This is a genomic window from Paractinoplanes aksuensis (assembly GCF_024137025.1).
In the GTDB taxonomy this organism is placed as follows: Bacteria; Actinomycetota; Actinomycetes; order Mycobacteriales; family Micromonosporaceae; genus Actinoplanes; species Actinoplanes aksuensis.
This window is the reverse complement of sequence record NZ_JAMYJR010000013.1, coordinates 255710-280672: the sequence shown is the minus strand read 5'-3', so window position 1 is coordinate 280672 and position 24963 is coordinate 255710. Positions and strand designations below refer to the sequence as shown.

The 24963-nt window shown below is 70.2% G+C and carries 18 protein-coding genes; 10 read left to right on the top strand and 8 right to left on the bottom strand.

The features are described from left to right. Positions 1-87 precede the first annotated feature (87 nt). Positions 88-2124, top strand: coding sequence for a cellulose binding domain-containing protein (locus tag M1L60_RS14045; protein ID WP_253237835.1), 2037 nt, complete (start codon positions 88-90; stop codon positions 2122-2124). Positions 2125-2189: 65 nt separating this feature from the next. On the opposite strand, the gene M1L60_RS14040 is transcribed toward M1L60_RS14045, so the two are convergent. The 7 genes from M1L60_RS14040 to M1L60_RS14010 all read right to left on the bottom strand — a co-directional run bounded on the left by M1L60_RS14040 (position 2190) and on the right by M1L60_RS14010 (position 10872). Further along, positions 2190-2600, bottom strand: coding sequence for a DUF6069 family protein (locus M1L60_RS14040; protein WP_253237834.1), 411 nt, complete (start codon positions 2598-2600; stop codon positions 2190-2192). Next, positions 2584-2883, bottom strand: a complete 300-nt coding sequence (locus M1L60_RS14035) for a hypothetical protein (protein WP_253237833.1) — start codon at positions 2881-2883, stop codon at positions 2584-2586. Before M1L60_RS14035 ends, M1L60_RS14040 begins: the two co-directional genes overlap by 17 nt. A gap of 5 nt (positions 2884-2888) precedes the next feature. Continuing rightward, positions 2889-3866, bottom strand: coding sequence for an RNA polymerase subunit sigma-70 (locus tag M1L60_RS14030; protein ID WP_253237832.1), 978 nt, complete (start codon positions 3864-3866; stop codon positions 2889-2891). A 108-nt stretch (positions 3867-3974) separates the two neighbouring features. Then, positions 3975-6566, bottom strand: coding sequence for a UvrD-helicase domain-containing protein (locus M1L60_RS47810; RefSeq protein WP_253237831.1), 2592 nt, complete (start codon positions 6564-6566; stop codon positions 3975-3977). 126 nt (positions 6567-6692) lie between these two features. Beyond that, positions 6693-8135, bottom strand: a complete 1443-nt coding sequence (locus tag M1L60_RS14020; protein WP_253237830.1) for an ATP-binding protein — start codon at positions 8133-8135, stop codon at positions 6693-6695. A 39-nt stretch (positions 8136-8174) separates the two neighbouring features. After that, positions 8175-8447, bottom strand: a complete 273-nt coding sequence (locus M1L60_RS14015) for a BON domain-containing protein (RefSeq protein WP_253237829.1) — start codon at positions 8445-8447, stop codon at positions 8175-8177. Positions 8448-8529: 82 nt separating this feature from the next. Beyond that, entirely contained in the window at positions 8530-10872 is a 2343-nt protein-coding gene (locus tag M1L60_RS14010) for a GH116 family glycosyl hydrolase (RefSeq protein ID WP_253237828.1), read from the bottom strand. Positions 10873-10947: 75 nt separating this feature from the next. Here M1L60_RS14010 and M1L60_RS14005 point away from each other — a divergent pair, with 75 nt between their 5' ends. The 9 genes from M1L60_RS14005 to M1L60_RS13965 all read left to right on the top strand — a co-directional run bounded on the left by M1L60_RS14005 (position 10948) and on the right by M1L60_RS13965 (position 24467). Beyond that, positions 10948-11910, top strand: a complete 963-nt coding sequence (locus M1L60_RS14005; protein ID WP_253237827.1) for a LacI family DNA-binding transcriptional regulator — start codon at positions 10948-10950, stop codon at positions 11908-11910. A 149-nt stretch (positions 11911-12059) separates the two neighbouring features. Further along, positions 12060-13379 carry an ABC transporter substrate-binding protein gene (locus M1L60_RS14000; RefSeq protein ID WP_253237826.1) on the top strand — a complete coding sequence of 440 codons (1320 nt, stop codon included), beginning with the start codon at positions 12060-12062 and terminating at the stop codon, positions 13377-13379. Positions 13380-13392: 13 nt separating this feature from the next. Further along, complete coding sequence (locus tag M1L60_RS13995; protein ID WP_253237825.1) at positions 13393-14319, top strand: carbohydrate ABC transporter permease; 927 nt, start codon at positions 13393-13395, stop codon at positions 14317-14319. Continuing rightward, entirely contained in the window at positions 14316-15143 is an 828-nt protein-coding gene (locus M1L60_RS13990) for a carbohydrate ABC transporter permease (RefSeq protein WP_253237824.1), read from the top strand. Before M1L60_RS13995 ends, M1L60_RS13990 begins: the two co-directional genes overlap by 4 nt. Positions 15144-15153: 10 nt before the next feature. After that, complete coding sequence (locus M1L60_RS13985) at positions 15154-15915, top strand: hypothetical protein (RefSeq protein ID WP_253237823.1); 762 nt, start codon at positions 15154-15156, stop codon at positions 15913-15915. Next, positions 15912-16880 (top strand): LacI family DNA-binding transcriptional regulator, encoded by a 969-nt coding sequence (locus M1L60_RS13980; protein ID WP_253237822.1) that lies wholly within the window; start codon positions 15912-15914, stop codon positions 16878-16880. Before M1L60_RS13985 ends, M1L60_RS13980 begins: the two co-directional genes overlap by 4 nt. After that, positions 16877-18307, top strand: coding sequence for an FGGY-family carbohydrate kinase (locus M1L60_RS13975; protein ID WP_253237821.1), 1431 nt, complete (start codon positions 16877-16879; stop codon positions 18305-18307). The genes M1L60_RS13980 and M1L60_RS13975 overlap by 4 nt, the downstream gene beginning before the upstream one ends. Continuing rightward, positions 18304-19941, top strand: a complete 1638-nt coding sequence (locus M1L60_RS13970) for a fucose isomerase (protein WP_253237820.1) — start codon at positions 18304-18306, stop codon at positions 19939-19941. Before M1L60_RS13975 ends, M1L60_RS13970 begins: the two co-directional genes overlap by 4 nt. 206 nt (positions 19942-20147) lie before the next feature. Next, positions 20148-24467 (top strand): S8 family serine peptidase, encoded by a 4320-nt coding sequence (locus M1L60_RS13965; RefSeq protein ID WP_253237819.1) that lies wholly within the window; start codon positions 20148-20150, stop codon positions 24465-24467. A gap of 53 nt (positions 24468-24520) precedes the next feature. Here M1L60_RS13965 and M1L60_RS13960 read toward each other — a convergent pair whose 3' ends face one another. Beyond that, positions 24521-24961, bottom strand: coding sequence for a winged helix-turn-helix domain-containing protein (locus tag M1L60_RS13960; RefSeq protein ID WP_253237818.1), 441 nt, complete (start codon positions 24959-24961; stop codon positions 24521-24523). Positions 24962-24963 lie beyond the last annotated feature (2 nt).

The following is a 24963-nucleotide window of genomic DNA, read 5'->3' as shown; positions in this document are numbered from 1 at the left end:
CACCCCACCCCGCCCGACCTGGGGGCGGGCCCAACCTACGCGCTTGTCAAGGCGAGGCCCGAAGTTATCCACAGACGCGCCCGATGCGTGCGCCGCGTTCTGGCCGGTGCCGCCGTCCTGGCGGCGGTCGTCACTGCACCACCCGTCGCCGTCGCCGCACCACCTGCCGCCACGCGGGCGGCTGCTGAGACCCGTGTGGACGTCGACGTGCGGGCCGGTCTCGCCGCCGTCAGCGACGTCGCGCTCGGCGTCAACCACGCCATCTGGGACTCCCAGCTCGGCACCCCCGCCGTCTCCGGCCTGATGCGGGACGCGGGCGTGCAGATGCTGCGCTACCCAGGCGGCTCGTACGCCGACATCTACCACTGGCGCGACCACACCGCGCCCGGCGGCTACGTCGCGCCGGACACCGACTTCGACACGTTCATGGCCGGGGCGCGCAGCACCGGCGCCCAGCCGATGATCATTTCGAACTACGGCACCGGCACCGCTCAGGAAGCCGCGGACTGGGTGCGCTATGCCAACATCACCAAGGGGTACGACGCCAAGTACTGGACGATCGGCAACGAGAACTACGGCAACGGGCACTACGGGTCGGCGTGGGAGGCCGACGAACACGCCGACAAGAGCCCGAAGGAATACGCGGCCACCGTCATCGCGTACGCGCAAGCCATGAAGGCCGTTGATCCGAGCATCAAGATCGGTGCGGTGCTGACCATGCCCGGCAACTGGCCCGACGCCATCGTCGGCCCGGGCGACGCGAGCAGCTGGAACCAGGAGGTGCTCACCCGCGCCGGTTCGGTCATCGACTTCGCCGACGTGCACTGGTACCCGGGCGGCAGCACGCCGGCCGAGACCCTGACCAAGTCCGCGCACATCCCCGAGGCCGTCAACCTCTTGAGAAAGCAGATTGACACGTACGGAGGTCAGCCCGCGGGTCGCATCGGCATCAGCATGACCGAGACGAACGTCGAGATCGGGCGCAACACCCAGCCCGGCGCGCTGTTCCTGGCCGACGTCTACAGCGGCCTGCTCGCCCAGGGCGTGTTCACTGTGCACTGGTGGAACGTCCACAACGGGCTCGGCGACATCTCCACCGTGGCCGGCGAGACCGACTACGACGACTACGGGCTGCTCTCCAGCGGCAACTGCAACGCCGACAACTCGGTCTGCCAGCCGCCGATGAACACGCCGTTCGCGCCGTACCACGCGTTGTCGCTGATGGGCGATTTCGCGCGTACGGGTGACCGGTTCATCGGCACCGGCGCGGACGATGCGCTGGTCAGCACCCATGCCGTCCGCCGGGCCAACGGCGACGTGGCGGTGCTGCTGATCAACAAGGACGAGACGGAATCGCGCACGGTGAAGCTGAACTACCACGGCTTCAGCCCGGCCGCGGGCGCCCCGACGGTGTCCACGTTCGCGAACGGCGACGACGCGGTGACCACGGCACCGGGTGGCACGGCCGGAACGCAGACTTTGGCCCCGTACTCAATAACGCTGGTCACCCTGCACCCGGCCCGCACCGACGCGGCTGCGCCGGCGGCGCCGGCGACACCGACGGCCACGACGACCGACCGCACCGCGACGATCTCGTGGCCGGCCGGCAAGCCCGGGCTCAAGTACGAGGTGTATCGCCAGAACGGCGGCGTCAGCGAGTTGCTCGGCGAGACCACCGGCACGTCGCTGACCGTGCGTAACCTGGAGCCGGGCCGGCGCTACACGGTCAACGTGCTGGCCCGGGACAACGCCGGACGCCTGTCGGCCGCTTCGCCGCCGCTGACGTTCACCACCGGCACCCCCGCCACCTCGGCCTGCACGGTGAAGCTGCGCGACACGAACGACTGGGGCAACGGCTTCGTCGGCTCGATCGACATCACCAACAACGCCGCCGCCCCGGTCAACGGCTGGACGCTGACCTTCACCTGGCCCACCACGTGGCAGAGCGTGAGCAGCGGCTGGAGCGCGACCTGGGAACAGACCGGCCGCACGGTCCGCGTGACCAGCGACGGCACCCTGGCCGCCGGGGCCACCGCATCGGCCGGCTTCGTCGGCTCCTACAGCGGCCCCAACGCGTTCCCGCAGGTCTTCACCCTCAACGGCACCGTCTGTACGACCGTATGACACGTCCGGCCCCGGCGCGGCGCGCCGGGGCCGGCTGCGGCTCCCGCCCCCGCCGAGAAAGGACGTCAGCGGAGGCTCCGAGTCAGGGCGGGGATCATCACTGCCGCCGCGACCAGATGCAGCGCGACCAGGGTGAACGACGTCGCGGCGGTCGCTCCGGCCAGGAAGGGCGGGATCAGCGAGAGCGCGGTCAGCGCCGTTGTCGTCGCCACGAAGCGCCGGGCCGGGTGGGCGCTCCAGCGCAACAGGGCGGCCGCGAGGACTACTCCCACCAGCGAGAAAAACCCGGTCACCGTGGTGATCCCGGCCAGCGGGACGGTCTCGCCGGCGGAGACTTCGAACGTGACACCGGCCGCTCGGGCCAGCGCAGCGGCGACCGTGGTGGCCGCCATCGCCGCGAGGGTGGCGAGGACGCCGGTGATGGCGAGCGCGCGGAACGGGTGGGCGACGATCCGGGAGTCAGACAGGGTGTTCATGGGTTTCTCCGGTATCAGGAAGTTGATCTTGTGGGGACGCCGGGCGGGCGTGGCTCCCGGGGGTGATGATGCGCAGCCGCGCCGGGCGGCGGCCGGGGTTGCGCAGGGCACGGACGCCGGTGCCGCGCAGCCAGAAGCTCGCCGCGCGGCCCAGGACCGGGCCGGGCTCGCCGTCGCGCAGCTCGAGTTGCACACGTCCGTGGGTGACGACGCCGAACGCGTCGTGCCACTCAGTTGCGTTCACCGCCACGCGGGCGCCACCGCGCAGCGTGAGCGTCCGCACGGGGATTACTCCGTGCCGTCCGCCGGCAGCCGCTCCGGCAGGCCCAGCCGCGGGAACTGGTCGCTGTGGAACGTGGTGATCTCGGTGATCCGGCCGCCGGTGAACCGCAACACGTCGAGCGTCAGCGGCCGGTAGGCGGCCTCGGCCCGACGCCAGTGGTAGAAGGCGACCGCGGGCTGCCGGTTGACCCGGGTCGGGACGCCGCGCAGGCCCGTCATGGCCGCGAAGCCGCTCTCGACCCAGTACCGCACGACCTCGTCCCGTCCGGCCTGCAGTCCCGGGGTGGGCGGCATCGAGGTGCGGACGTCGTCGCGCAGCATCGCGGTCAGGGCCGGGATGTCGGCGGCCACGCTGGCGTCGGTGAAGCGGCGCACCAGCTCCCGGGTGCCGGCGTCCTCGTCGCCGCCGCCGGTCCAGTCCTGGCGTTCGGCGGGCAGGTGCTCGCGCAGGCCGGCCCGGGCCCGCTGAAGGGCGCTGTTGACCGAGTTGACGGAGTCGCCGAGCAGTTCGGCGACGTCCTTGGCCGGCCAGCCCAGCACGTCGCGCAGGATCAGCACGGCACGGGGCCGGGGCGCGAGGTGCTGAACGGCGACCAGATAGGCCAGCTCGATCGTCTCCCGGGCCACGACCAGGCTCTCCGGCTCGTCGGCGTCGCCCGCGGGCAGTTCGTCGAGCAGCCTGTCCGGGTAGGGCTGCAGCCACAGCACCTCGCCGCCGGTCGCGGGTTCCGGGCGGTTCCGGGCCAGCCGGTCGAGGCAGGCGTTGGTGGCGATCCGGTACAGCCAGGCCCGGAACGTCGACCGGCCCTCGAAGGTCTCGCGGCGCCGCCAGGCCCGCAGGAACGTCTCCTGCACGGTGTCCTCGGCGTCCTCGAACGAGCCGAGCATCCGGTAGCAGTGCACGTGCAGCTCGCGTCGGTGCCGTTCGGCCAGCCCCGAGAACGCCGGCTCGTCGACCTCGCCCAGCTTCGTGTCCGCACTCATCACGTCATCCTTCCGCCTCGTCATGTGCCGTCATAAGTGAGACGGGCACGGCGGCGGAAACTCATCACCGGGTACGGCGATGGGGCGCGAGACGACGCGGCCGGCGCGCTACTCGTCCGCCAGCAGTTCGCCGACCCGGTCGAGGACGGCCCGCCACTGCGCGGGCTGGACGTTCTCGCGCACCTGACCGGCCAGCTCGGCCGCCACCAGCTCGACGATCTGCGCCGACAAGCTCCCCGTCCGAGCGGGCGCCGGCGGCGCCACAGCCGCCGGCGCGGACGTCACCGGCGTGTGCGCGGCCGGCGCGGGCATGGTCGGCGCGGGCGACACCGGGGCAGGCGGCGTCGAAACGGCCGGCGCCGCTGACGGCGGGCGGAACTCCGGTGGCACGACTTCGACGCGCGGGGACGGGACCGAAGCGGTGCCGACCACGGACGGCACGATGATCGCCCGGGTCGCCTCGAAGTCGCTGACCGGCCGTTCCCGCTCGCGATGATCGGCCGCCGGGAAGTCGCTGTCCTCGTCGCCACCGAACGACAACGGCTGCCCGGCCGACGGCGGCTCGACGAACGACGAGACCTCACCGAACGACGGCGGCTCGACGAGCGACGCCGGCTCGCTGAACACCGGCGGCTCGCTGAACACCGGCGGCTCGCTGAACGCCGGCGGCTCGACGGGCGGCGGGAGGTCGTCGTCCTGCTCGGGGCCGCTCAGCGACAGCGGCTGGGCAGCGCCGATCATGGGCAGGACACCGACCACGTGCAAGTAGCGGGTGGTCCGGGTCAGCGCCACGTACAGCAGCCGATGCCCGCGCTCGTCCTCGGCGACGATGTCCTTGGGCTCGACCACCACGGTGGCGTCGAACTCGAGGCCCTTGGCCTCGTGCGGGCTGACCAGGTTGACCCCCTGGCCGAGCTCGCTGCGCGAAGCCGCCCGCCAGGCCACATCGCGTACGGCCAGTTCGGATTCGATGGCCGGGCGGTGCACGGCCGGGCAGATGATGGCCACCGACCGCCCGTGAGAGGCGTGCGCCATCGCCGCCTCGACCGCCACCGTGGCCCGGCTGTCGTCGTCGACCAGGCGGAACACCGGGTCGGCGGGCCCGTCACGCACGACCTGGGGCGCGGTGATGCCGGGGGCCGCGATCGGCAGCAGACGCTCGGCCAGCTCGAAGACCTGGCGGGGCACGCGGTAGCCGTACCGCAGCTCGGCCGTCACCTGCGGCAACTGGGCGGGCAGGTGTTCGAGAATGTCGTCCCAGTCGTCGCGCGCCCACAGGCCGGTGGACTGGGCGATGTCGCCGACCACGGTCATCGAGCCGGTCGACGACCGGGCCGCGATCGACCGCAGCTGCATGGGCGAGAGGTCCTGGGCCTCGTCGACGACGATGTGCGCGAACCGCTCCTCGACGCCGTGCAGCAGCGACTCGAGATAGTCGATCAGCGGCAGGTCGGCCTCGCTCCAGATCTCCTCGGTGATCCGCTCGCCGGGCCGGCGGTGCAGCAGCGCGACCTCGCGAGCGGTGAACTCCTCGCCGGCCGCGGCGATCAGCCGGTCGCGCGACCCGTACAGCTCGCGCAGGAAGGCCGGCGCCGTGAACGTCGGCCAGATCCGCTCGATCAGCTGGTCGAGCGGGGTGCGCACGCCGAGCCGCCGCTCGCGGGCGCGGTCCAGGCCGAGGTTGACCATGAGGCTGCGGAAGATCTGGCGCTGCTGGGTGAACGAACCGGGCGTCTGGCGGCTGCGGGCCACGATCTGGTTGATCTCGTCGGCCGTGAACACGACGGGCCGGCCGTCGACGTGGGCCTCGACCGCGGCCTGGTCGGCCGGCACGCCGACCCGGTCGTAAAGGGCGCGCCGCAGCAGCCCGGCCAGGCGCCCGTCACCCTTGAGCCGCACCACCCCGGCCCCCTCGGTGCGGCCGCGCCGGACCGGCGGGTGGAACTGGCCGATGTCGCGCTGGACGACGCTGATGTCGCCCAGGCTGGGCAGCACCGTGCGGGTGTAGCGAGTGAACGTCGGGCTCGGCCCGACGATCAGCACGTCGGCCGCCGACAGCGCGTCGCGGTGGTTGAACAGCAGCCAGGACACCCGGTGCAGGGCCACGGCGGTCTTACCCGTGCCCGGCCCGCCCTGGATCACGAGCAACTGGTCGAGGGGCGCGCGGATGAGGTCGTACTGGGCGGCCTGGATGGTGCGGACGATGTCCTGCATCTGGCCGGTGCGGTCGCGGTTGAGGTCGTCGAGCAGGGCGTCGCCGGGCGCCTCGAGCTCGGCCACAGCCGCCGCCAACTGCTGGAAGACCACATCACTGTACGACTCGATCGTGTTGCCGCTGCACTCGAACGTGCGCTTGAGCGCCAGGCCGCCGGTGTCGGCGTGGGTGGCCGTGTAGTAGCGGGCCGCGGCGGGCGCCTGCCAGTTGACGACCAGCACCTCGGAGTTGTCGTCGGTGATGGTGCTGTGACCGACGTACAGGACGTAGCCGTCCTCGTCGTCCATCCGCCCGACCGCGACGGCGTCGTCGGGCTGCCCCATCCGCTCGAGCCGCGCCTCGGCGTCCTTGCGCAGCCGCATGGCGGCCCCCGCGTTGGCCGCGGCCCCCGGAGCCTCGAGCAGCCCGCGACGCATGCGTTCCCGATGATCGGACACATGGTCGAAGTACTTCTGCTCGGCCGCCAGGACCTCCGCCGTCTCCACCAGGCACTCCCCTCACTCGCGCCACACCACGATGAGTGATGGTCGCTCGACCAACCATCGCCCGTTCGCCCGCCAACAACTGACCGTGTCGCCAGCGAAGCAGAGGGGTACGACAAAAATCAGCCGTCAGCCATAGAGCCGGGACAACCCGACGAGTTGAATGCCCGGATCGCCGTCGGCCCTGACCCTGAGGTCGTCGGTGAATCCGGCCCCGCTGAACAGCAGCAACCGGCATGCGCTGCCCCGCAGGGCCCGAATGTGTTCCAACCGCTCCAGGTGACCTACCCCGAGGATCTCGTTCCACTTGGCTTCGCCGATGGCCAAAGCCTCCTCCTTGCCGTCGTCGTCGCGTCCGAGGACCACGACATCCACCTCGTGCTGTGTGTGGGCGGCCGAGTCGTTCACGACACCTGCCGCGACCCGCGACGGGAAGCCGTCAAGGGTGTCCGCATCGGCTTCCCACCGCACCCAGTCCCGGCAGACGGACTCGAAATGCGGCCCGACAATCTTGCTGAGGAAGGTTCGCTGAAGGCGGGGCCAGACCTGACGCGCCCGTCCCGCACGCTCCAAGTCGCCCCAGGCCGGCCGCATGACGGCGTGATAGAACGCGATCAGCGGTTCCGCGATGCGATAAACCCCTTTGTTGTTCCGGAAGGCGTCGTCCTCCCGGACGGCCAGGCCGACGTCTTCGAGGACGCCGAGCGGATGGGTCAGGTCCGCCGGCTGGCGGCCTAGATAGTTGGCAATCTCGCCGCGACGGGTGCGGCCGTTCGCGATCGCGGCCAGCACGGAGTGATAAAGCGCGGGATCACGGATATCCGGTTCCTCGGCCAGCAGATAGCGAGCCTCCCGGAAAAGCGGCCGGGCGGGATTGAGCACGGCTCGCACCACCCAATCGTCGAAATCGTCCGGCCCGGCCGGGGTGTCGTCCTGGGTGAACTCGTGGCGGTAGGCCGGGGTGCCGCCGACGATCGCATTGACCAGCAATGCCGTCCGGGGATCGCCGATCCCCCAGAACCGGGCCGCCGCGCGGTAGTCGAGAGTCCGGACGACCAGCTCCAAGCCGGCTCGGCCCCGAAGCGGTGCGGTACCTGACAGCAAGCCGCCCATGAATGAGAGAGCCGAACCGCAGAGCAGCAACCGAACCTGGGTGTTCATCCGCTGACCGGCCGGATCGAGGGCGCGCTGGATGATCGACGGCAGAGCGGGGCTGGCCCGCGCCAGGAACGGAAACTCGTCGATCACGACCGGCAACGGACCGTTCGGGGCCACAGTCATCGTGCGGGTGATCGCTTCGTCCCAGTTCGCGAAGCGCAGCGGCGTCGACTCGCCGAGAAAACTCCCCAACGCATCGCCGTATTGTCGCAGCGCATCCGCTTCGGACGATTCCGTTGCGGTGAACATGAAGCCGCCACCGGCCCTGACCACCGCGTCGAGCAGGAACGTCTTTCCCTGACGGCGACGACCCGACACGACACCCAGCGTGGCCCCACGCTGCGGTAATCGCGCATAGCGGACCAGTTCGGCCCATTCGGCATCGCGATCGAAGATGTCTACCGGCTTCTCCACGCAGCTAGTGTAACCGTACTTACTATAACTACAGTTACACTAGCTCGCGGCCAAGGCGTCGCAGACGTCGTGGACGCCGGGGATGGTCCAGGCGGTGACGCGGGCGGCTTCGCGGGCGTCGGTGGAGTCGAGGGTGCCTTCCAGGATGACTACGCCGTTCTGGACGGTGATCTCGAGGCGGGTGCCGCGGACGCGGGGGTTGGATCTCAGGGCTTGGGCCACCTGTTCGGCCAGGTGCTCGTCGGCCGTCATGCGGGCGATCCAGGTGGCCACGTCGAACTCGCCGTCGTCGGGGCCGGGGATCGGGTACATGGCTTGCCCCTTCCGGGCCGGCGGCTGGTCCGATCACCGTGCCGTCCGGCTGTGGCGGGCGATCCGCGGGGGCGTGACAGTTCTATGACAAACCGGTGGTGCCCCAACTTGTGCCCGACACGTGGGGGAAGCGGCCGGGGCGGTCGCGCGCGGTCCAGGCGGTCAGCAGGGACCAGCCGGCCATGGCCCGTACGTAATGGTCGCCGCATTCGATTTCGTTGAAGGGGTTGCGGCGGGTGCCGTCGTAGCGGGCGCGCACGCCGCGGACGATGGCCAGACCCTCGTCGTCGAGGCCTTCGTAGAAGCAGTGGGCGGCGACCTGGTATTCGACGCCGGTCCAGACCTCGTCGCAATAGCGCAGCGGCACCGCGGGGCGTCCGCCGTGGGGCCAGCTGCAGACGACCAGACCCGTTTCGTCGCCGTCGGCGAACGACCGGTAGCCGTGCGGTTCGAAACCCGTTCGCAGGTTGTATCGGACGATCGAGAGCAGAGCTTGACGTACGCGCGAAGCCGGCAGCAGATGGCCGAGTCCGAGTTCGTGGGCCCACCATTGACCGAGCAGCTGATCCGACAGGCACCCGGGGCCGAAGTCGTACGCCTCACCGGTGTTCGGCTGCGCATAGAACTCGCCGTTCCACAGCAATTCGTCGTACGCCGGGGCAGCCTTTTCGAAGACAGCCGAGAACGGGTCCGGCTCGGCGAGCAGCGTGGCCATGGCCGACATCGCGCGCAAGGCGGCCAGCCAGAGCGCGCCGACGAACATGTTCGGGCCGTGCAGCGCGATGTCATAGGTGACCGGTTGCTCGCCCCGCAGCACCCCGTCGCCCGCGCGGTCCCACTCGCCCGAGATGTACGCCATGAGCGACGACAATGACGGCCATTGCTCGCACAGCCAGTCGTTCCCAGCGCCGTCGAGCACCGAGCGATAGGTCTTGAGAACCGCGCCGAGCATCCCGTCGAGCGCCGGTCGGGCCGGCCCGCCGATCGCTACTCCGGTGAGTTGCGGCAGATAGAGCGGCAGCACCACCCGGTGCGGGATCGACCCGTCGGCGGACTGCACGAGGAATTCCGTCTCGCGCATGTCGCGGCCGATCGCCGGAAACAGCCGGGAGAGCGCCTGCTCGTAGTTGAGGACGTGATTGCAATTGAGCGGGCACGAGCCGCCCGCGTCACCGTTCCAGTTGCGGGTGGAGGCGCCGAGCGCGCCCTCGAACGCGAACGTGCGGCCGTCGGCCGTGCGGAAGATGCTCGGGGATCGTACGAGGGAAGGCTGGGTGGCAATGGTGTCGAGCAGCGGCTGCGGCAGATCGCTGGTCGCCACCGCATCGGCCCATGCCCGCGAGTTCGCGTCGAGTTCCTCGCGATCGGCCAGATAGGCGTCGAGAACGTCGAGCGCCCCGCCGAATCGGGTCGCGTAGTGATTGCCGACCCAGAAACGCGTCGGACCGTAAGTCGGCTGCGGCCCGAAGCGGTCGAAATCGGCGTACCGGTTGGGGAACCACCACGCGTGCACGATGTCGATGGTCGTGGACTCCCCGGGCGGCAGCGCGAACGCGGCCGCCACCCCGGCGTCCCACGTGTGCCCGGCCGGGCTCGGACCGACCGGCGCCCGCATCGGCGACGCACCGTCGCGCAGGGCCGCCCGCAGCGCGGCCGGCGAGAAGTCGCCGAGCTGGGTCGGGGTGGCCAGCCGCAGCGTCTCGACCCAGCGCAGCAACGTGTCGGCGTCGTGGGCCCGCGGCAGCACGGCGGCCGGCGCGTCCGTCCAGAGCAGCATCTCGCCCGCCGACGGGTCGTCCTCGGCCAAGCCGGGGTGGTCCATGAGCACTCCGCTCTGGCCGGGCCGCCTCAGCACCCGGTTGACGTTGCCGCCGTAGCCGGCCCCGCGGGTGCCGTCGATCGGGGTGACGCCGTCCCACCCGGTCGCGTTCTGCAACGCCGCGAGCAGGAAGCCGTGCCGGAACTCGGTGCTGTCGTTGCGGATCGTGAAGCGGTAGGTGACCAGCGGCAGCGAGCTGGCGTCGACGTCGAGCGGCACGAACGGGGTGTGCGCCTCGAGCGTGACCGCCACCGGCAGCGCGCTGTCGTGGTAGTCGACGGTGGCGAACGGGTAGGCGGCCTCGAACATGGTGTCCTCGACGAGCGGCCAGCGGCGATCCGGCGCCGCGTAGACGCCGTCGGAGACGTTGGGCGCCGGGGTGTACGCGGGCGGCTCGGACTGCAGCAGGCGGACGACGTCGGCCGGCGGTTCGAGCGACGAGACGCGCAGCGCGAAGAAGCTGTCCGGCAGCAGCGCGTCGTGGTTGGGCACCCCGAGCAGCTGCCACTGCCGCAACGCACCGTCCCCGCACAGCGCCACGTGCCCGGTGCCGAGCCCGCCGAGCGGGAACGCCACCGCGCGCCGCGCGTCTCCGGTGAACCGCATCCAGAACCTCCGAGAGTGAAATCGATTTCAGCGAAGGTAGATCGAAGCTCACGGACTGTCAACTAGGGTGAGCCCATGGCCACGATCTACGAGGTTGCGGCGCTCGCCGGCGTCTCACCCGCGACCGTCTCGCGCGTCTTCAACGGCAACACCGTGTCGCCGGAGAAGCAGCGGGCCGTCCGCGAGGCCGCCGCCAAGCTGGCCTTCACGCCCAACAAGACCGCCCGCCGCCTGCGCAAGCAGAGCTCCGAGGTGATCGCCCTGCTCATCCCCGACATCGAGAACCCGTTCTTCACCGCGCTGGCCCGGGGCGTGGAGGACCGGGCCCAGCAAGCCGGCTTCTCGGTCGTGCTCTGCAACACCGACGACGACCCCGGCAAGGAGCTGCGCTACCTGCAGATCGCCGCGTCCGAGCAGATGGCGGGCGTGATCCTGGCCCCCGCCTCGGACGAGGCCGACCTGGGCGCCATCGCCTCGCTGGGCAGCCCGGTGGTGGCCGTCGACCGCACCACGCCGTACCCGGTGGACGCGGTCAAGGTGGACAACCGGGCGGCCGGCATCGCGGCCACCACGGCCCTGTTCGACGCCGGCCACCGGCGGATCGCCTGCATCGCCGGGCCGGTCGGCATCGAGTCGACCGAGGACAGGTTCCTGGGCTGGCGGCAGGTGATGACCACGCGGCGGGCGGCCATGCCCGAGGGCTACCTGCGGCACGCCAACTTCCGCGCCGACGGTGGCTACGCGGCCATGAAAGACCTGCTGGCCCTGCCCGAGCCGCCCGAGGCGGTGCTGACCACCAACAACCTGATGGGCGTGGGCGCGCTGCAGGCGGTGGTCGAGGCCGGCGTCGACCCGTCCAAGTTCGGTCTGGCCGTGGTCGGCGAACTGCCCTTCATGTTCCTCACGCCACCGGCAGTTGTTCAGGTCAGACTGCCTGCGCGCCACCTCGGCACGACGGCCGCGACCATGCTGCTGGAGCGCATCGGCGGCGACGCCCAGCCGCCCCGCACGGTCGTGTTGCGGGCCGAGCTGGCCTAGCACTGCAATCGATCCCGGGTCGAAGTTCCCTGATCACGGCGCTGGAATCCCGCCCAAGAAGGGACCTTGACGAAATCGATTTCTTGGACTTCACTGTGGCGCACCGCACCGCCTCTATTCCGCTCCCAATTCGAGAGGGACGCAGGCTCATGAACACCTCGTTACGAAAACTCGCGACGGTAGGCGCGGTCGCCGCGCTCGCGGTCTCCTCCATCACGGCGTGCTCGAACGACGACAGCGCGGCCGAGGGCGGCGACAAGTCGCTCGAGATCGTCTACTGGAACTACGGCCCGGCCGCCGAGACCGGCAACAAGGCCACTGCCGACGCCTTCATGGCGGCCAACGCCGGCACCACGGTGAAGCTGACGCCGGTCACCGGCGAGAACTGGGGCACCTACTACGCCAACGTGGCCACGCTGATCGCCTCGGGGCAGCGGCCCGACCTCATGGTCATCTCCGGTGAGGGCGCCCAGTTCGTGCACGCGAACAACCTCGTGAGACCGATCAACGAGTACCTCGAGAAGGACGCCGACGCCAAGGCCATCACCGGCGATATCGCCCAGGGCCTGATCGACGGGTTCACGGTCAAGAAAGACGTCGTCACGCTGACGTACGGCTGGAACAACATGGTCGTCTACTACAACACCGACGTGTTCAAGAAGGCCGGGGTCGAGCCGCCCGAGGCCGACTGGACGTGGGCGGACTTCCAGGCCACGGCCAAGAAGCTGACCGCCGACACCAACAAGGACGGCAAGACCGACACGTACGGCTTCACCTGGGCCAGCAACGAGATCTTCCCCGGCATCATGCCCTGGGTGGCCAACGCCGGCGGCAACCTGACCAGCGACGACGTGTGCGCCGCGACGGCCGACACGGCCCAGGTCACCAAGGCCGTGTCGTTCCTGCGCCAGCTCATCACCGACGGCGTCTCCCCCGCCCCGATGCCGATGAGCGACGTGTTCACCCGCTTCCAGAACGGCCAGGTGGCCATGTTCGGCGCCGGTCGCTGGCCGATCGGCACGTTCCTGCCGGCCGGATTCAAGTCGTTCGACATCCAGCTCTACCCGAAGGGCGACACGTACAAGACCGTCTTCGGCGGGGCCGGTTACCCGATCCTCAAGTCGTCCAAGAATCCCGACCTGGCCTGGGAGTACCAGAAGTTCACGGTCAGCGAACAGATCGAGAAGCAGTACGTGGGCACGCCCGAGAAGCCCGGCGACTCCATCCCCTCGCGGCGCTCGCTGGCCCAGACCATCTCGAAGGTCGGCGTCCTGCCCGCCAACTCCGACCTCTACTACGACAGCATCGACAAGTTCCCGACTCTCGTGCCGTACCCGGCCCCGGCCAAGTACAGCGCGTTCGAGTCCACCGTCCTGCGTCACCTTCAGCTGATCTTCGCCGGCGAGACGAGTGTCGCCGACGGTCTCAAGGCCATGCAGGGTGAACTGAGCAGCATCGTCACCTGCTGAAATGACTGCCCTCATGACCGAACGTCAGGCTCCCCCGGCTCCGGGCCGGGGGGCCTCTCCCCGAAAGTCGCGGAAGGACGGGTTCGCGGCCCTCGCGTTCCTGTCCCCCTCGATCGTCACCTTCCTGGTCTTCGTGCTGGCCCCGACGGCCGGCGTGCTCTACCTGAGCTTCTACGACTGGAACCTGCTCAGCGACGGCACGTTCGTCGGCCTCGACAACTTCGAGCGATTGTTCACCGACGAGCGTCTGCTGCGTGTGTACGGGTCGACCGTGTACATGGCCCTGGCCATCCTCGCGGTCAACGTCGTACTCGGGCTGTTGCTCGCGGTTCTGCTCGAGACCCGCATGCCGAGGTGGCTGCGCGGCGTGTTCCGCTTGTCGTTCCTGTTCCCGTTCGTGGTCTCGGCGGCCGCCGTCGCCCTGATCTGGCGGTTCCTGCTCAACAAGGACCTCGGGCTGGTCAACTACCTGCTCGGCACGCTCGGCGTCGACCGCATCGACTGGCTCGGCTCGTCGGCGTGGGCGCCGATCTCGATCATCATCGTGAACTCGTGGAAGACCATCGGCTTCTCGATCCTGGTCTACATCGCCGGCCTGCAAGCGATTCCGCACCAGCTCAAAGAGGCGGCGATCGTCGACGGCGCGAACGCCTGGACCCGGTTCTGGCGGATCACGTTCCCGCTGCTGTCGCCGACCATCTTCTTCCTGGTCGTCATCAACACCATCAACTCGTTCCAGATCTTCGCCGAGCCCCGGGTGCTGACCTCGGGCGGCCCGGGCGACGCCAGCCGCACGATCGTGCAGTACCTGTACGACCGCGCGTTCGGCGACTTCGACCTGGGTTACGCGAGCGCCATCGGCATCACGTTCATGCTCGTGCTGATCGTGCTGACCGCCATCCAGTTCCGCTTCTCACGCAGATGGACGTTCTACGAGTGAGCCGCATCCTCAGCCGAGTGGCCACGTTCGCGATCCTCGCGCTCGCCGCCCTCGCCATCACCGCGCCGTTCCTGTGGATCTTCCGAGGTGCCTTCTCCGGCTCCGACGCGGAGCTGTACAAGCTGCCGCCCACGTTCGATCCGGCCAACCTGACCGGCGACAACTTCGGCCAGGTGACCGACCAGGTCCCGTACTTCCGGTTCTTCGCCAACTCGATCATCGTCTCGACCACGGTCACGGTGGCCCAGATCGTCACGTGCGCGACGGCCGCGTACGCCTTCGCCCGCCTGCGTTTCCGAGGCAAGGGCGTGCTGTTCGCGGTCGTGATCGGCTCGCTGATGATCCCGATCCAGGTGACGATCGTGCCGCTGTTCCTGGTCATGTCCAAGCTCGGACTGACCAACACGCTGTGGTCGCTGATCCTGCCCGGCATCTTCAGCGGTTTCGGCATCTTCCTGCTGCGCCAGCACTTCATGGCCTTGCCGTACGAGTTGGAAGAGGCGGCCAAACTCGACGGCGCCGGCCACTTCCGGACGTTCGCCCGGGTCATCCTGCCGCTGTCCGGCCCGTCGATCGCCACCCTGGGCATCCTGTGCTTCACGTACTGGTGGAACGACCTGCTGCTGCCCCTCGTCATGATCAGCGACACCGAGCGGCAGACCCTGCCCGTGGGCCTGGTGCTGCTGGCCGGCCGCTTCTCGACCGGCTCCCTGGGCACGATCGCGGCCGGCATCGCGATGGCGATCGTCCCCGTGCTCATCGTCTTCCTGGCCGCGCAGCGCTACATCGTGCAGTCGATCGCGTCCAGCGGTCTGAAACTCTGAGGGGTCCGCCATGGATGTGTTGGTCAAAGAGACCTGGTCCGGCGCCACGGCGTTCTGGCACGAGCTTCCCCGTACGTTGGCGGCCGGCGCGCTGACCCTGCTGTCGGCCGCCCCGCTCGCAGCCGCCCTTCTCGGCGGGGCCCCGGGCTGGCTGGCCGCAGCCACGGTCCTGCCGCTGATGCTCGCGCTGACCAGCGTGGCCTCGTTCGCCGCGGGGGTCGCCAACGGAGAACGGGGTGCTCTGCGCCGCCCGGATCCGGTACTGGCGTTGTTGTTGTCGGCCGCCGGTCTGGCCCTGCTCGCCCCGTGGGGCGTGCTGCCGGCTGCGGCTGTCGTGATCGTCGGGCCTTATGCGCTCGCCTACGGTGCGGTTCGGGGCAAGCGTGGCCTGGCTGCGGTACGCGGCGGGTCGATACTCGCCGCGTACCGCCCCTCGTGGGCGGTGACGCTGACTGCGTTGACTGTGCTGGCCGGGTTCGCCGCGGTGGCCTCGGCCGGCGTACTGGCGCTGATCGTCGCCCCGCTGCTGCTGACGATCGCCGCCCGGCAGACCGCGAACTTGCTGGCCGAGATCGACGCCCGCCAGAACGCCCGCACGGCCGCCAGGACCAAGTCAGACCCCGCCCTCCCTTGGGGGCCCCCGGCCACGGCCCATTCTGCCGATTGTGAGCGATCTTCGGACGACAGCCTGTGGACAAGCGCCGACTGTGGACAACCCGGCGACGTCCAGCAGGCCGGTGTACGGAAACCCGAATACGACCGCGCGTGGTGACGATCTACGAGGTGGCGGCCCGAGCAGGCGTCTCTACCTCAACAGTCAGCCGCGTCCTCAACGGCGCCAGAGTATCCGCCGAGTCCGAGCGGCTCGTGCGGGCCGCGGCCGAAGCTCTGGCCTTCACCCCCAACCGGACCGCCAGCCGGTTGCGGGGACGGCGTTCGGCCGTGATCGGACTGATCATCCCGGACATCGAGAACCCGTTCTTCACCGCGCTCGCCCGCGGCGTCGAGAACCGGGCCAGCGCCGCCGGTTACTCGGTCGTCCTGTGCAACACCGACGAGGACCCGGAACGCGAGGCCACCTATCTCGACATCGCCGTCGCCGAGCACATGGCCGGCGTCATCCTCGCTCCGGCCGACGACGCCAGCGATGTCGGCCGACTCGTCTCGCATCAGCGGCCGGTGGTCGCCGTCGATCGCAGCCTGGCTCGGGCCGACGTCGACGCGGTCACCGTCGACAACCGCGCCGGTGGCCGGTCGGCCGCGGAATCGTTGTTCGCGGCCGGTTACACGCGGGTCGCCTGCATCACCGGGCCCGTCTCGGTCGAGACCGCGCAACTCCGCATGGCCGGTTGGCGTCAGGCCGCGACCCGGCACACCGGGTCGGCCTACCTGGACGACCTGTTGCGCTACGCCGACTACCGGGTCGAGGGCGGCCGGCAGGCCATGGCCGAGCTCCTGGCACTGCCCGATCCGCCCGACGCCGCCGTCGTGGCCAACAACCTGATGGCCGCGGGCGCCCTCGACGCCCTGCACGACGCCGGGCTGGACCCCCCGGGCTTCGGGCTGGCCGTCTTCGGCGATCTGCCGTTCGCGTCGTTCGGCCGGCGCGGCATCCGGGTCGTCGACGTCCCGGCCCGGGAGCTGGGTGAGGCCGCAGCCACCCTGCTGCTGGAACGCATCGGCGGCGACACCAGCCCGGCCAAGACCGTGGTCCTGCGAGCGGTGGAGCAGAGATGAGCCTCTTCCTCGGTGTCGACATCGGCACCTCGAGCAGCAAAGGCGTCCTCGTCGACAGCGACGGCGTCGTCGTCCGGCAAGCCGTGCGCGAGCACGAGGTCGAACGGCCGCGACCGGGGTACGTCGAGATGGACGCCGCCGTCTGGCGGAACGAGTTCCTCTCCCTCGCCGAGGAACTCACCACCGGAGTCACGGTCAAGGCAGTCGGGGTCAGCGGCATGGGCCCGTGCGTCCTGATCACGGACAGCAAAGGCACGCCCCGGAGAAAAGCCATTCTGTACGGGGTGGACACCCGCGCCACGGCCGAGATCGAAGCGCTGACCGAGGAGCTCGGCGACGAGATCCTCGAACGTTGTGGCTCGGTGCTCTCGACCCAGGCCGTCGGCCCCAAACTGCTTTGGCTCGCGCGACACGAGCAAGTGGGCGAGAAGCTCTTCATGCCCGCGTCGTGGCTGGTCCATCAGCTCACCGGCGAGTACACCCTCGACTACCACTCGGCCAGTCAGTGCACGCCGCTGTTCGACACGCACGCCCTCGACTGGTATCGCCCGTGGGCCGAGCGGATCGCGCCCGGCCTGGACCTGCCCCCGCTCGCCTGGCCCGGCGACGTCGCCGGTGTCACGCGGGAGACGATCGGTGGCATTCCCGCCGGCACCCCGGTCATCACCGGCACGATCGACGCCTGGACCGAGGCGGTCAGTGTCGGCGCGCAGAACCCGGGCGACCTGATGCTGATGTACGGCACCACGATGTTCCTCATCGCGACCGTCGACCGCCCGCTGACCAACCCGGCCCTGTGGGGCACGGTCGGCGCCTTCCCGGGCACCCGCAACCTGGCCGGCGGCATGGCCACCTCGGGCGCGATCACGGCCTGGCTGCGCGATCTGAGCCAGGCTCCGTACGACCAACTGCTTCAGGAGGCCGAGGAATCCGGTCCGGGCGCCCGAGGGCTGCTTATGCTGCCGTATTTCGCCGGCGAGCGGACGCCGGTCATGGACCCCGACGCCCGCGGCGTGATCGCCGGGTTGACGCTCGACCACACCCGCGGCGACCTGTACCGCGCGGCCTTGGAGGCAACGGCGTTCGGCGTACGGCACAACGTCGAGGCCCTGAAGGAGGCCGGCATCCGCCGCGTGGTCGCGGTCGGCGGTGGCACCCGGGGCGGACTGTGGACGCGCATCGTCTCCGACGTCACCGGTCTGGCCCAGGTCGTGCCCCGCGTGACGACCGGCGCGGCCTACGGCGCCGCGTTCCTGGCCGCCGGCGACAAAGACATCAACGCCTGGAACCCGCCCGCCGAGATCGTCGAGCCGGATCCCCGCCACGCCAACGATTACGACGAGTTGTACGCGCTCTACCGAGACCTCTACCCCGCCACCCGCAGCATCGCCCACACGCTCGCCACCCGCCAACGGAGGACCCCATGAGCACTTACACCCTCCCCGCCGCACCGTCGCGGCCCGCCGCCGAGCCCCGCACCGCCTACCTGATCGCCAGCGGCGACCTGCGCCCCGCGGCCAACCGGGCCGGGTGGCCTATCCAGCAGCAGATGGAGGCCGCCGTCACGGCCGCCTTGGCCGAGCTCGGCTGGGCCGTGCGCCGGGCCCACCCGTACGAGGAAAAGAAGGGCCACGGGTTCATCGACAGCCAGCGGATGGGCCTCGAGGTGTTCAAGTCGATCCCGCCCGGGGCGCCGCTGATCGTGGCCGAGGCGGTGTGGCAGTACAGCCATCATGTGCTGGCCGGATTGCGTACGCATCAAGGCCCGATCCTCACGGTGGCCAACTTCGCCGGCGACTGGCCGGGCCTGGTCGGTCTGCTCGGCGTGAACGCGGGACTGGCCAAGATGGGCGTCGCGTACTCGACGATCTGGTCGGTCGACTTCACCGACGACTGGTTCCGGGCCGGCCTGCGCAGCTGGGTCGAGTCCGGCGCGATCGAGCACGACCTTTCCCACGTACGCAATCTGCCTGCTCTCGAGGAAACGGCCGAGACCACACTCGGCCGGGCGCTGGCCGCGGAACTGCTCGCCGACAAGGCCATCATCGGCGTCTTCGACGAGGGTTGCATGGGCATGTACAACGCGATCATCGACGACGAGCTGCTGAACCCGCTCGGCATCTACAAGGAGCGCCTGTCGCAGAGCGCGCTCTGGGCCGAGATGCAGCGGGTGCCCGACGCCGAGGCCGACGCGGTCGGGGCGTGGCTGACGGCCAGAGGCATGAAGTTCGACCTGGGTACGGACGAGGCGACCGAACTGACCGAGGCGCAGCTGCGCTGGCAGTACAAGATGTACGTGGCCGCGCTGCGGATCAGCGACGACTACGGCCTGGACGCCGTGGGCATCCAATACCAGCAGGGCCTCAAGGACCTCTCCCCCGCCTCCGACCTGGCCGAGGGTCTGCTCAACAACGCCGACCGCCCGCCGGTCACCTCGCGCGACGGCACTCGCGTGCTCTGGGACGGCGTGCCGCTGCCCCACTTCAACGAGGCCGACGAGGGCGTGGCGGTGGACGCGCTGGTCACCAACCGGCTGTGGACCGCGATGGGCCTGGACCCGGCGACCACGCTGCACGACGTGCGCTGGGGCGAGGAGTACGACGGCGAGTTCGTCTGGGTGTGGGAGATCTCCGGATCCGTGCCGCCGTCGCACTTCGCGACCGGCTACGCCGAGGCGGTGGGCCGGCGGCAGGACCCGGTCTACTTCCCGCTGGGCGGCTCGACCATCAAAGGCATCAGCAAGCCGGGCGAGGTCGTCTGGAGCCGGATCTTCGTGCAGGACGACACTGTGCAGGCCGATCTGGGCCGGGCCACCGCCGTCGCCCTGCCGGCCGAGGAGTCCGAGCGCCGCTCGCAGGCCACCACCCCGGCCTGGCCCATCATGCACGCGGTGCTGCACGGCGTTTCCCGCGACCAGTTCATGGCCCGCCACAAGGCGAACCACCTCAACGTCGCGTACGCCCCCGACGCCGCCACGGCCGACAAGGCGCTGGCGGCGAAGGCCGCCTTCCTGTCGGCGCTGGGCGTCCAGGTGCACCTCATCGGCGACGCAACCTGCTGACGAACTGCTCACGTATTGCTCGGCGGGATGGTTGAGCATCGAAATCTGTGGATCCTAGCGTTCAGTTCGGGCGGCCGGCGTGACCCGCCGGCCCGCCCGGGGCAGGGGCTCACCCTGCTTCTCCTCACCACGGCCCGATCCCGGGCCGCCTCGAAGGAGATGGAATGGCAACAGGTCCACATCACCGACGGCTGATCGGTGCGGGCATGGCGATACTGCTTGCCGTGGCCGGGTCGGTCGCGACTGGCGCCGGCGCCCAGGCCGCGGCCCCCAAAGACAAAATCAGGCCCGAGCTCGCGGCCCAGATGGCCGAGCGCGGGGGCGGCGACTTCTGGATCAGGTTCGGCGCCCGCGCCGACCTGGGCGCCGCCAGCAAGATCAAGGACTGGGACGAGCGGGGTACGGCCGTGGCCGCGGCCCTGAAGAAGTCGGCCGCGAGCAGCCAGTCCGGGGTCCGGGCCGAGCTCGACAAGGGCGGCGCGGTCTATCAGACGTTCTGGGCCACCAACGCCATCAAGGTGAGCAAGGGCTCGCCCCAGCTGGTGCAGAGCCTGGCCGCGCGGCCCGAGGTCGAGGGCCTCTACGCGCCGGTCAAGGTCGAGAAGCCCAAGGTCGTCGAGGGCGTCCAGCAGAAGGCGGCGGCCGCCGTCGAGTGGGGCATCGCCAACATCAACGCCGACGACGTCTGGTCGCAGTACGGCAGCACCGGCGAGGGCATCACCGTCGCCAGCATCGACAGCGGCGTCCAGTTCGACCACCCGGCGCTCGTCGGCTCCTACCGGGGCAACAACGGCGACGGCACCTTCACCCACGACTACAACTGGTTCGACGCGGCCGGCGCCTGCTCCGGCGCTCCGTGCGACGCCGACGGTCACGGCACCCACACGATGGGCACGATGGCCGGCGCGGACGGGGCCAATCAGGTCGGCGTGGCGCCGGGCGTACGGTGGATCACCGCCAACGGCTGCTGCCCGTCCGACACCGCGCTGGTGGAGTCGGGTCAGTGGATGCTGGAGCCGACCGACTCGGCCGGGGCCAACCCGGACGCGAGCAAGCGGCCCAACGTCATCAACAACTCCTGGGGCACGATCAACCCGTCGAACGAGCCCTTCATGGAGGACATCACGACGGCCTGGACGGCCTCCGGCATCTTCGGGGTGTTCGCCAACGGCAACAGCGGGCCCAGCTGTCAAAGCAGCGGCTCGCCGGGCAGCCTGGTCAGCAACTACTCGGTCGGCGCGTACGGCGTGGACAACACCATCGCCGGCTTCTCGGGCCGCGGCGCGGGGCAGAACGGCGAGCTCAAGCCCAACGTCTCGGCGCCCGGCGTCAACGTCCGCTCGACCTGGCCCGGCAACGGCTACAACAGCATCAGCGGCACGTCGATGGCCACGCCGCACCTGGCGGGCGCGGTCGCGCTGCTGTGGTCGGCCGCGCCGGCCCTGGTCGGTGACGTCGCCGCCACCCGCGCGCTGCTCGACGGCACCGCGATCGACAGCGACAACAGCCAGTGCGGAGGCAGCGCCGACGACAACAACGTGTTCGGCGAGGGCCGGCTCGACGCGCTCGAGCTGATCTCCCAGGCGCCCACCGGCGACTCGGGCACGCTGGCCGGCAAGGTGACCGACGCGGCCACGGGCGCGGCGGTCGCCAACGCGACGCTGACCCTGACCGGGGCGGCCGACCGGGAGCTCTCGGCGGGCAGTGACGGTACGTACTCGACGCGGCTGCCGGCCGGTGACTACCAGGTCACCGTGGCCGCGTACGGCTACTCGGCCAAGACCGTGGCCGCGAGCGTCACCGCCGACCGGACCACCACCCTGAACGTGGCGCTGGCCGCGGTGCCGACCGTATCGGTGGGCGGCGCGGTGACCGACGGCTCCGGCCACGGCTGGCCGCTGTACGCCAAGGTGACGGTGGCCGGACCGGGCGGCGTCTCCGACTACACGACCCCGTCCAACGGGCGCTACAGCTTCAAGGTGCCGGCCGGTTCGACGTACAAAATCACCTACACCTCGCAGTACCCGGGCTACCAACCGGTGACCAAGGACGTGGTTGTCGGGTCGAAGAACGTCACCCAGAACGTGGCCGTGCCCGCCTCGCAGGACGACTGCACGCTGGCCCCCGGCTACGAGAACTCGACCAAGGGCGACTTCCAGTCGTTCGACGGCACCACCGCCCCGAGCGGCTGGACCGTGGTCGACGACGCCGGTGAGGGTCAGACCTGGAAGTTCACCGACGTCAAGCAGCGTGGCAACAACACCGGTGGTGACGGCGGCTTCGCCATCATCGACAGCGACGGCTACGGCTCCGGTCACACCCAGGACACCTCGCTGGTCAGCCCCGTCGTCGACCTGACCGGGGTGGCGGCGCCGGTGATCCGGTTCGACCAGGAGTACCGCCAGTACGGCGAGGAGACGGGCGACGTCGACCTCAGCCTCGACGGCGGCGCCACCTGGACCAACGTGCTCAAGCAGACGGCCAGCGTGCCCGGCCCGAAGCGCACTTCGATCGCGATCCCGCAGGCCGCGGGCCAGTCGAAGGTCCAGGTGCGGTTCCACTACTACGACGGCTCGTACGCCTGGTGGTGGAAGGTCGACAACGTGCTGGTGGGCCAGCTCGAGTGCGTCCCGGCCGACGGCGGCCTGGTCGTGGGTCACGTCAAGGACGGCAACACCGGCGGTTACGTCAACGGCGCCACCGTCACCGACAAGAACGACGCCGCCGTGAAGGTCACGACGGTCGCCACCCCGGACGACACCGCCCTGCCGGACGGGTTCTTCTGGCTGCTGGCCAAGCCCGGCTCGCGCACCTACGAGGCCACGGCCGACAACTACTCCACGGACACCGACACGGTCGATGTCGAGGCTGACTGGACCACCACCGCCGCCTTCGAGCTCGGCGCCGGGCAGCTCGCGGTCACCCCGGCCACGGTCGGCGCGGACGTGCGGATGCCGGACGGCAGCGCGGCCAAGAAGTTCACGGTCACCAACACCGGCACCCGGCCGGTCGAGGTGAAGCTGTCCGAGCGCAACGGCAGCTTCGACATGTTGAAGGCCGACGGCTCCCGCACCTCGTTGGGCGAGATCCTCGGCGCGCCGGGGGCTCCGGCCCAGCGGATCAGCACCTCGGTCTCGTACGCCTCGAAGACGTCCTTCAAGGCGGCCGCCGTCGCCCCCCAGGGCCCGCTGGCCGACCCGTGGACCACCATCGGCGAGTACCCGCAGGTCGTGATGGACAACCGGGTCGTCACCCTGGACGGCAAGGTCTACTCGCTGGGTGGCACCAACGGCACCGCGGCCTACAAGGCGAACCACGTCTACGACCCGGTCGCCCAGGCCTGGACGCCGATCGCCGACCTGCCCGAGGCCCGCAGCGCGCTCACCGTGGGCGTGCTCGAGGGCCAGATCGTCGCCACCGGCGGCTGGGGCCCGGCCGGACCGGCCGCCACCACCTGGGCGTACGACCCGGAGGCGGACGCCTGGACCCGCAAGGCCGACAACCCGGCGCCGCGCTCGGCGGCGGGTCAGGCCGTGGTCGACGGCAAGCTGTACGCGGTGGCCGGCTGCACGACGGCCGACTGCACGCCGATGTCGAACGACGTCGTGCGCTACGACCTGGGCAGCGACAGCTGGGAGACCGTGGCCGACTACCCGAAGTCAGTCGGCTTCGCCTCGTGCGGCGGCATCGACGGTGTCCTCTACTGCACCGGCGGCAACGACGGCGCCGCCTCGCAGAAGGCAAGCTACTCGTTCGACCCCGGCACCGGCTCGTGGACCGCGATCGCCGACGCCCCGGCCGACCAGTGGGCCAGCTCGTACGCCGCGGCCAACGGCCGGCTGCTCGTCGTGGGTGGCGTGCAGGGCGGCGCGGTGACCAACGCCGGTTTCGCGTACGACCCGGCCGCCGGCGCCTGGGCCGCGCTGCCCAACGCCAACACGGCCCGCTACCGCGGGGCGGCGGCGTGCGGCTTCTACAAGGTCGGCGGCTCGTCGGGCGGCTTCAACCCGACCACCAGCGGCGAGGTTCTGCCCGGTCTCGAGGAGTGCGGCGCGGCCGGTGACGTCAGCTGGATGACGCTCGACAAGTCGGAGGCCACGCTGGCCCCCGGCAAGAAGCTGACGGTCACGGTCGGGATCACCGCCGCCGTCGACCAGCCGGGCACGTACACCGGTTCGGTCGGTATCAAGGAGAACACCCCGTACACCGTGGCTCCGGTCGGCGTCACGCTCAACGCGCTGCCCCCGAAGACGTGGGCCAAGCTGATGGGCACGGTCTCCAGCGCTCCCTGCAACGGCACGGGGGCTCCGCTGGCCGGCGCCACCGTGCAGGTCGACTCGTGGGCGACGTCGCTCACGTTCGCCACGGACGCCCAGGGTCAGTACGCGCACTGGCTCGACAAGCGCAACAACCCGCTCACGATGATCGCCGCCAAGGACGGCTACAAGCCGCAGACCCGGACGACGAAGGTGGCCCCGGCCGAGCCGAAGGTCGAGAACTTCGCCCTCGCCCCGACCCGCTGCTGATTTCCTGAAGAAAGAACCGGCCCGTCCGCGGACATCGCGGGCGGGCCGGTTTCTCAAGCGGTGAAACGGATGCCGACCCCGCGGATCGCGTGAATGGTCGCCGCCGCCCCGAGCCGGGCCAGCTTGGCCCGCACCCGCCGCACCATCGAGTGAATGTCCGAGCCCCGGCCCACGTGATCGTTGCCCCACACCGCCAGATGCAATTTCTCGTACGTCCAGACCCGTCCCGGCGCGGTCACGAGGCACCGCAGGAAATCGTGTTCGAGCGGTGTCAGCGCGACCTCCTGATCGAGCCAGCACAACACCCGCCGGTCGGAGTCGACGCGCAGGCCCTCCGGGACCTCCCCGCCCAGCGGCGCCACCACATCGAGGAACTGCCGTGCCTGGTCCGGTGTGGACACGATCAGAATGGTTTCGCTGTCGCCCAGCATCTGGGCCAGTCTCCGGCGCCCGTCCGCGGAGGAAGCAATGCCGATGACCACACTATCCGTCATGC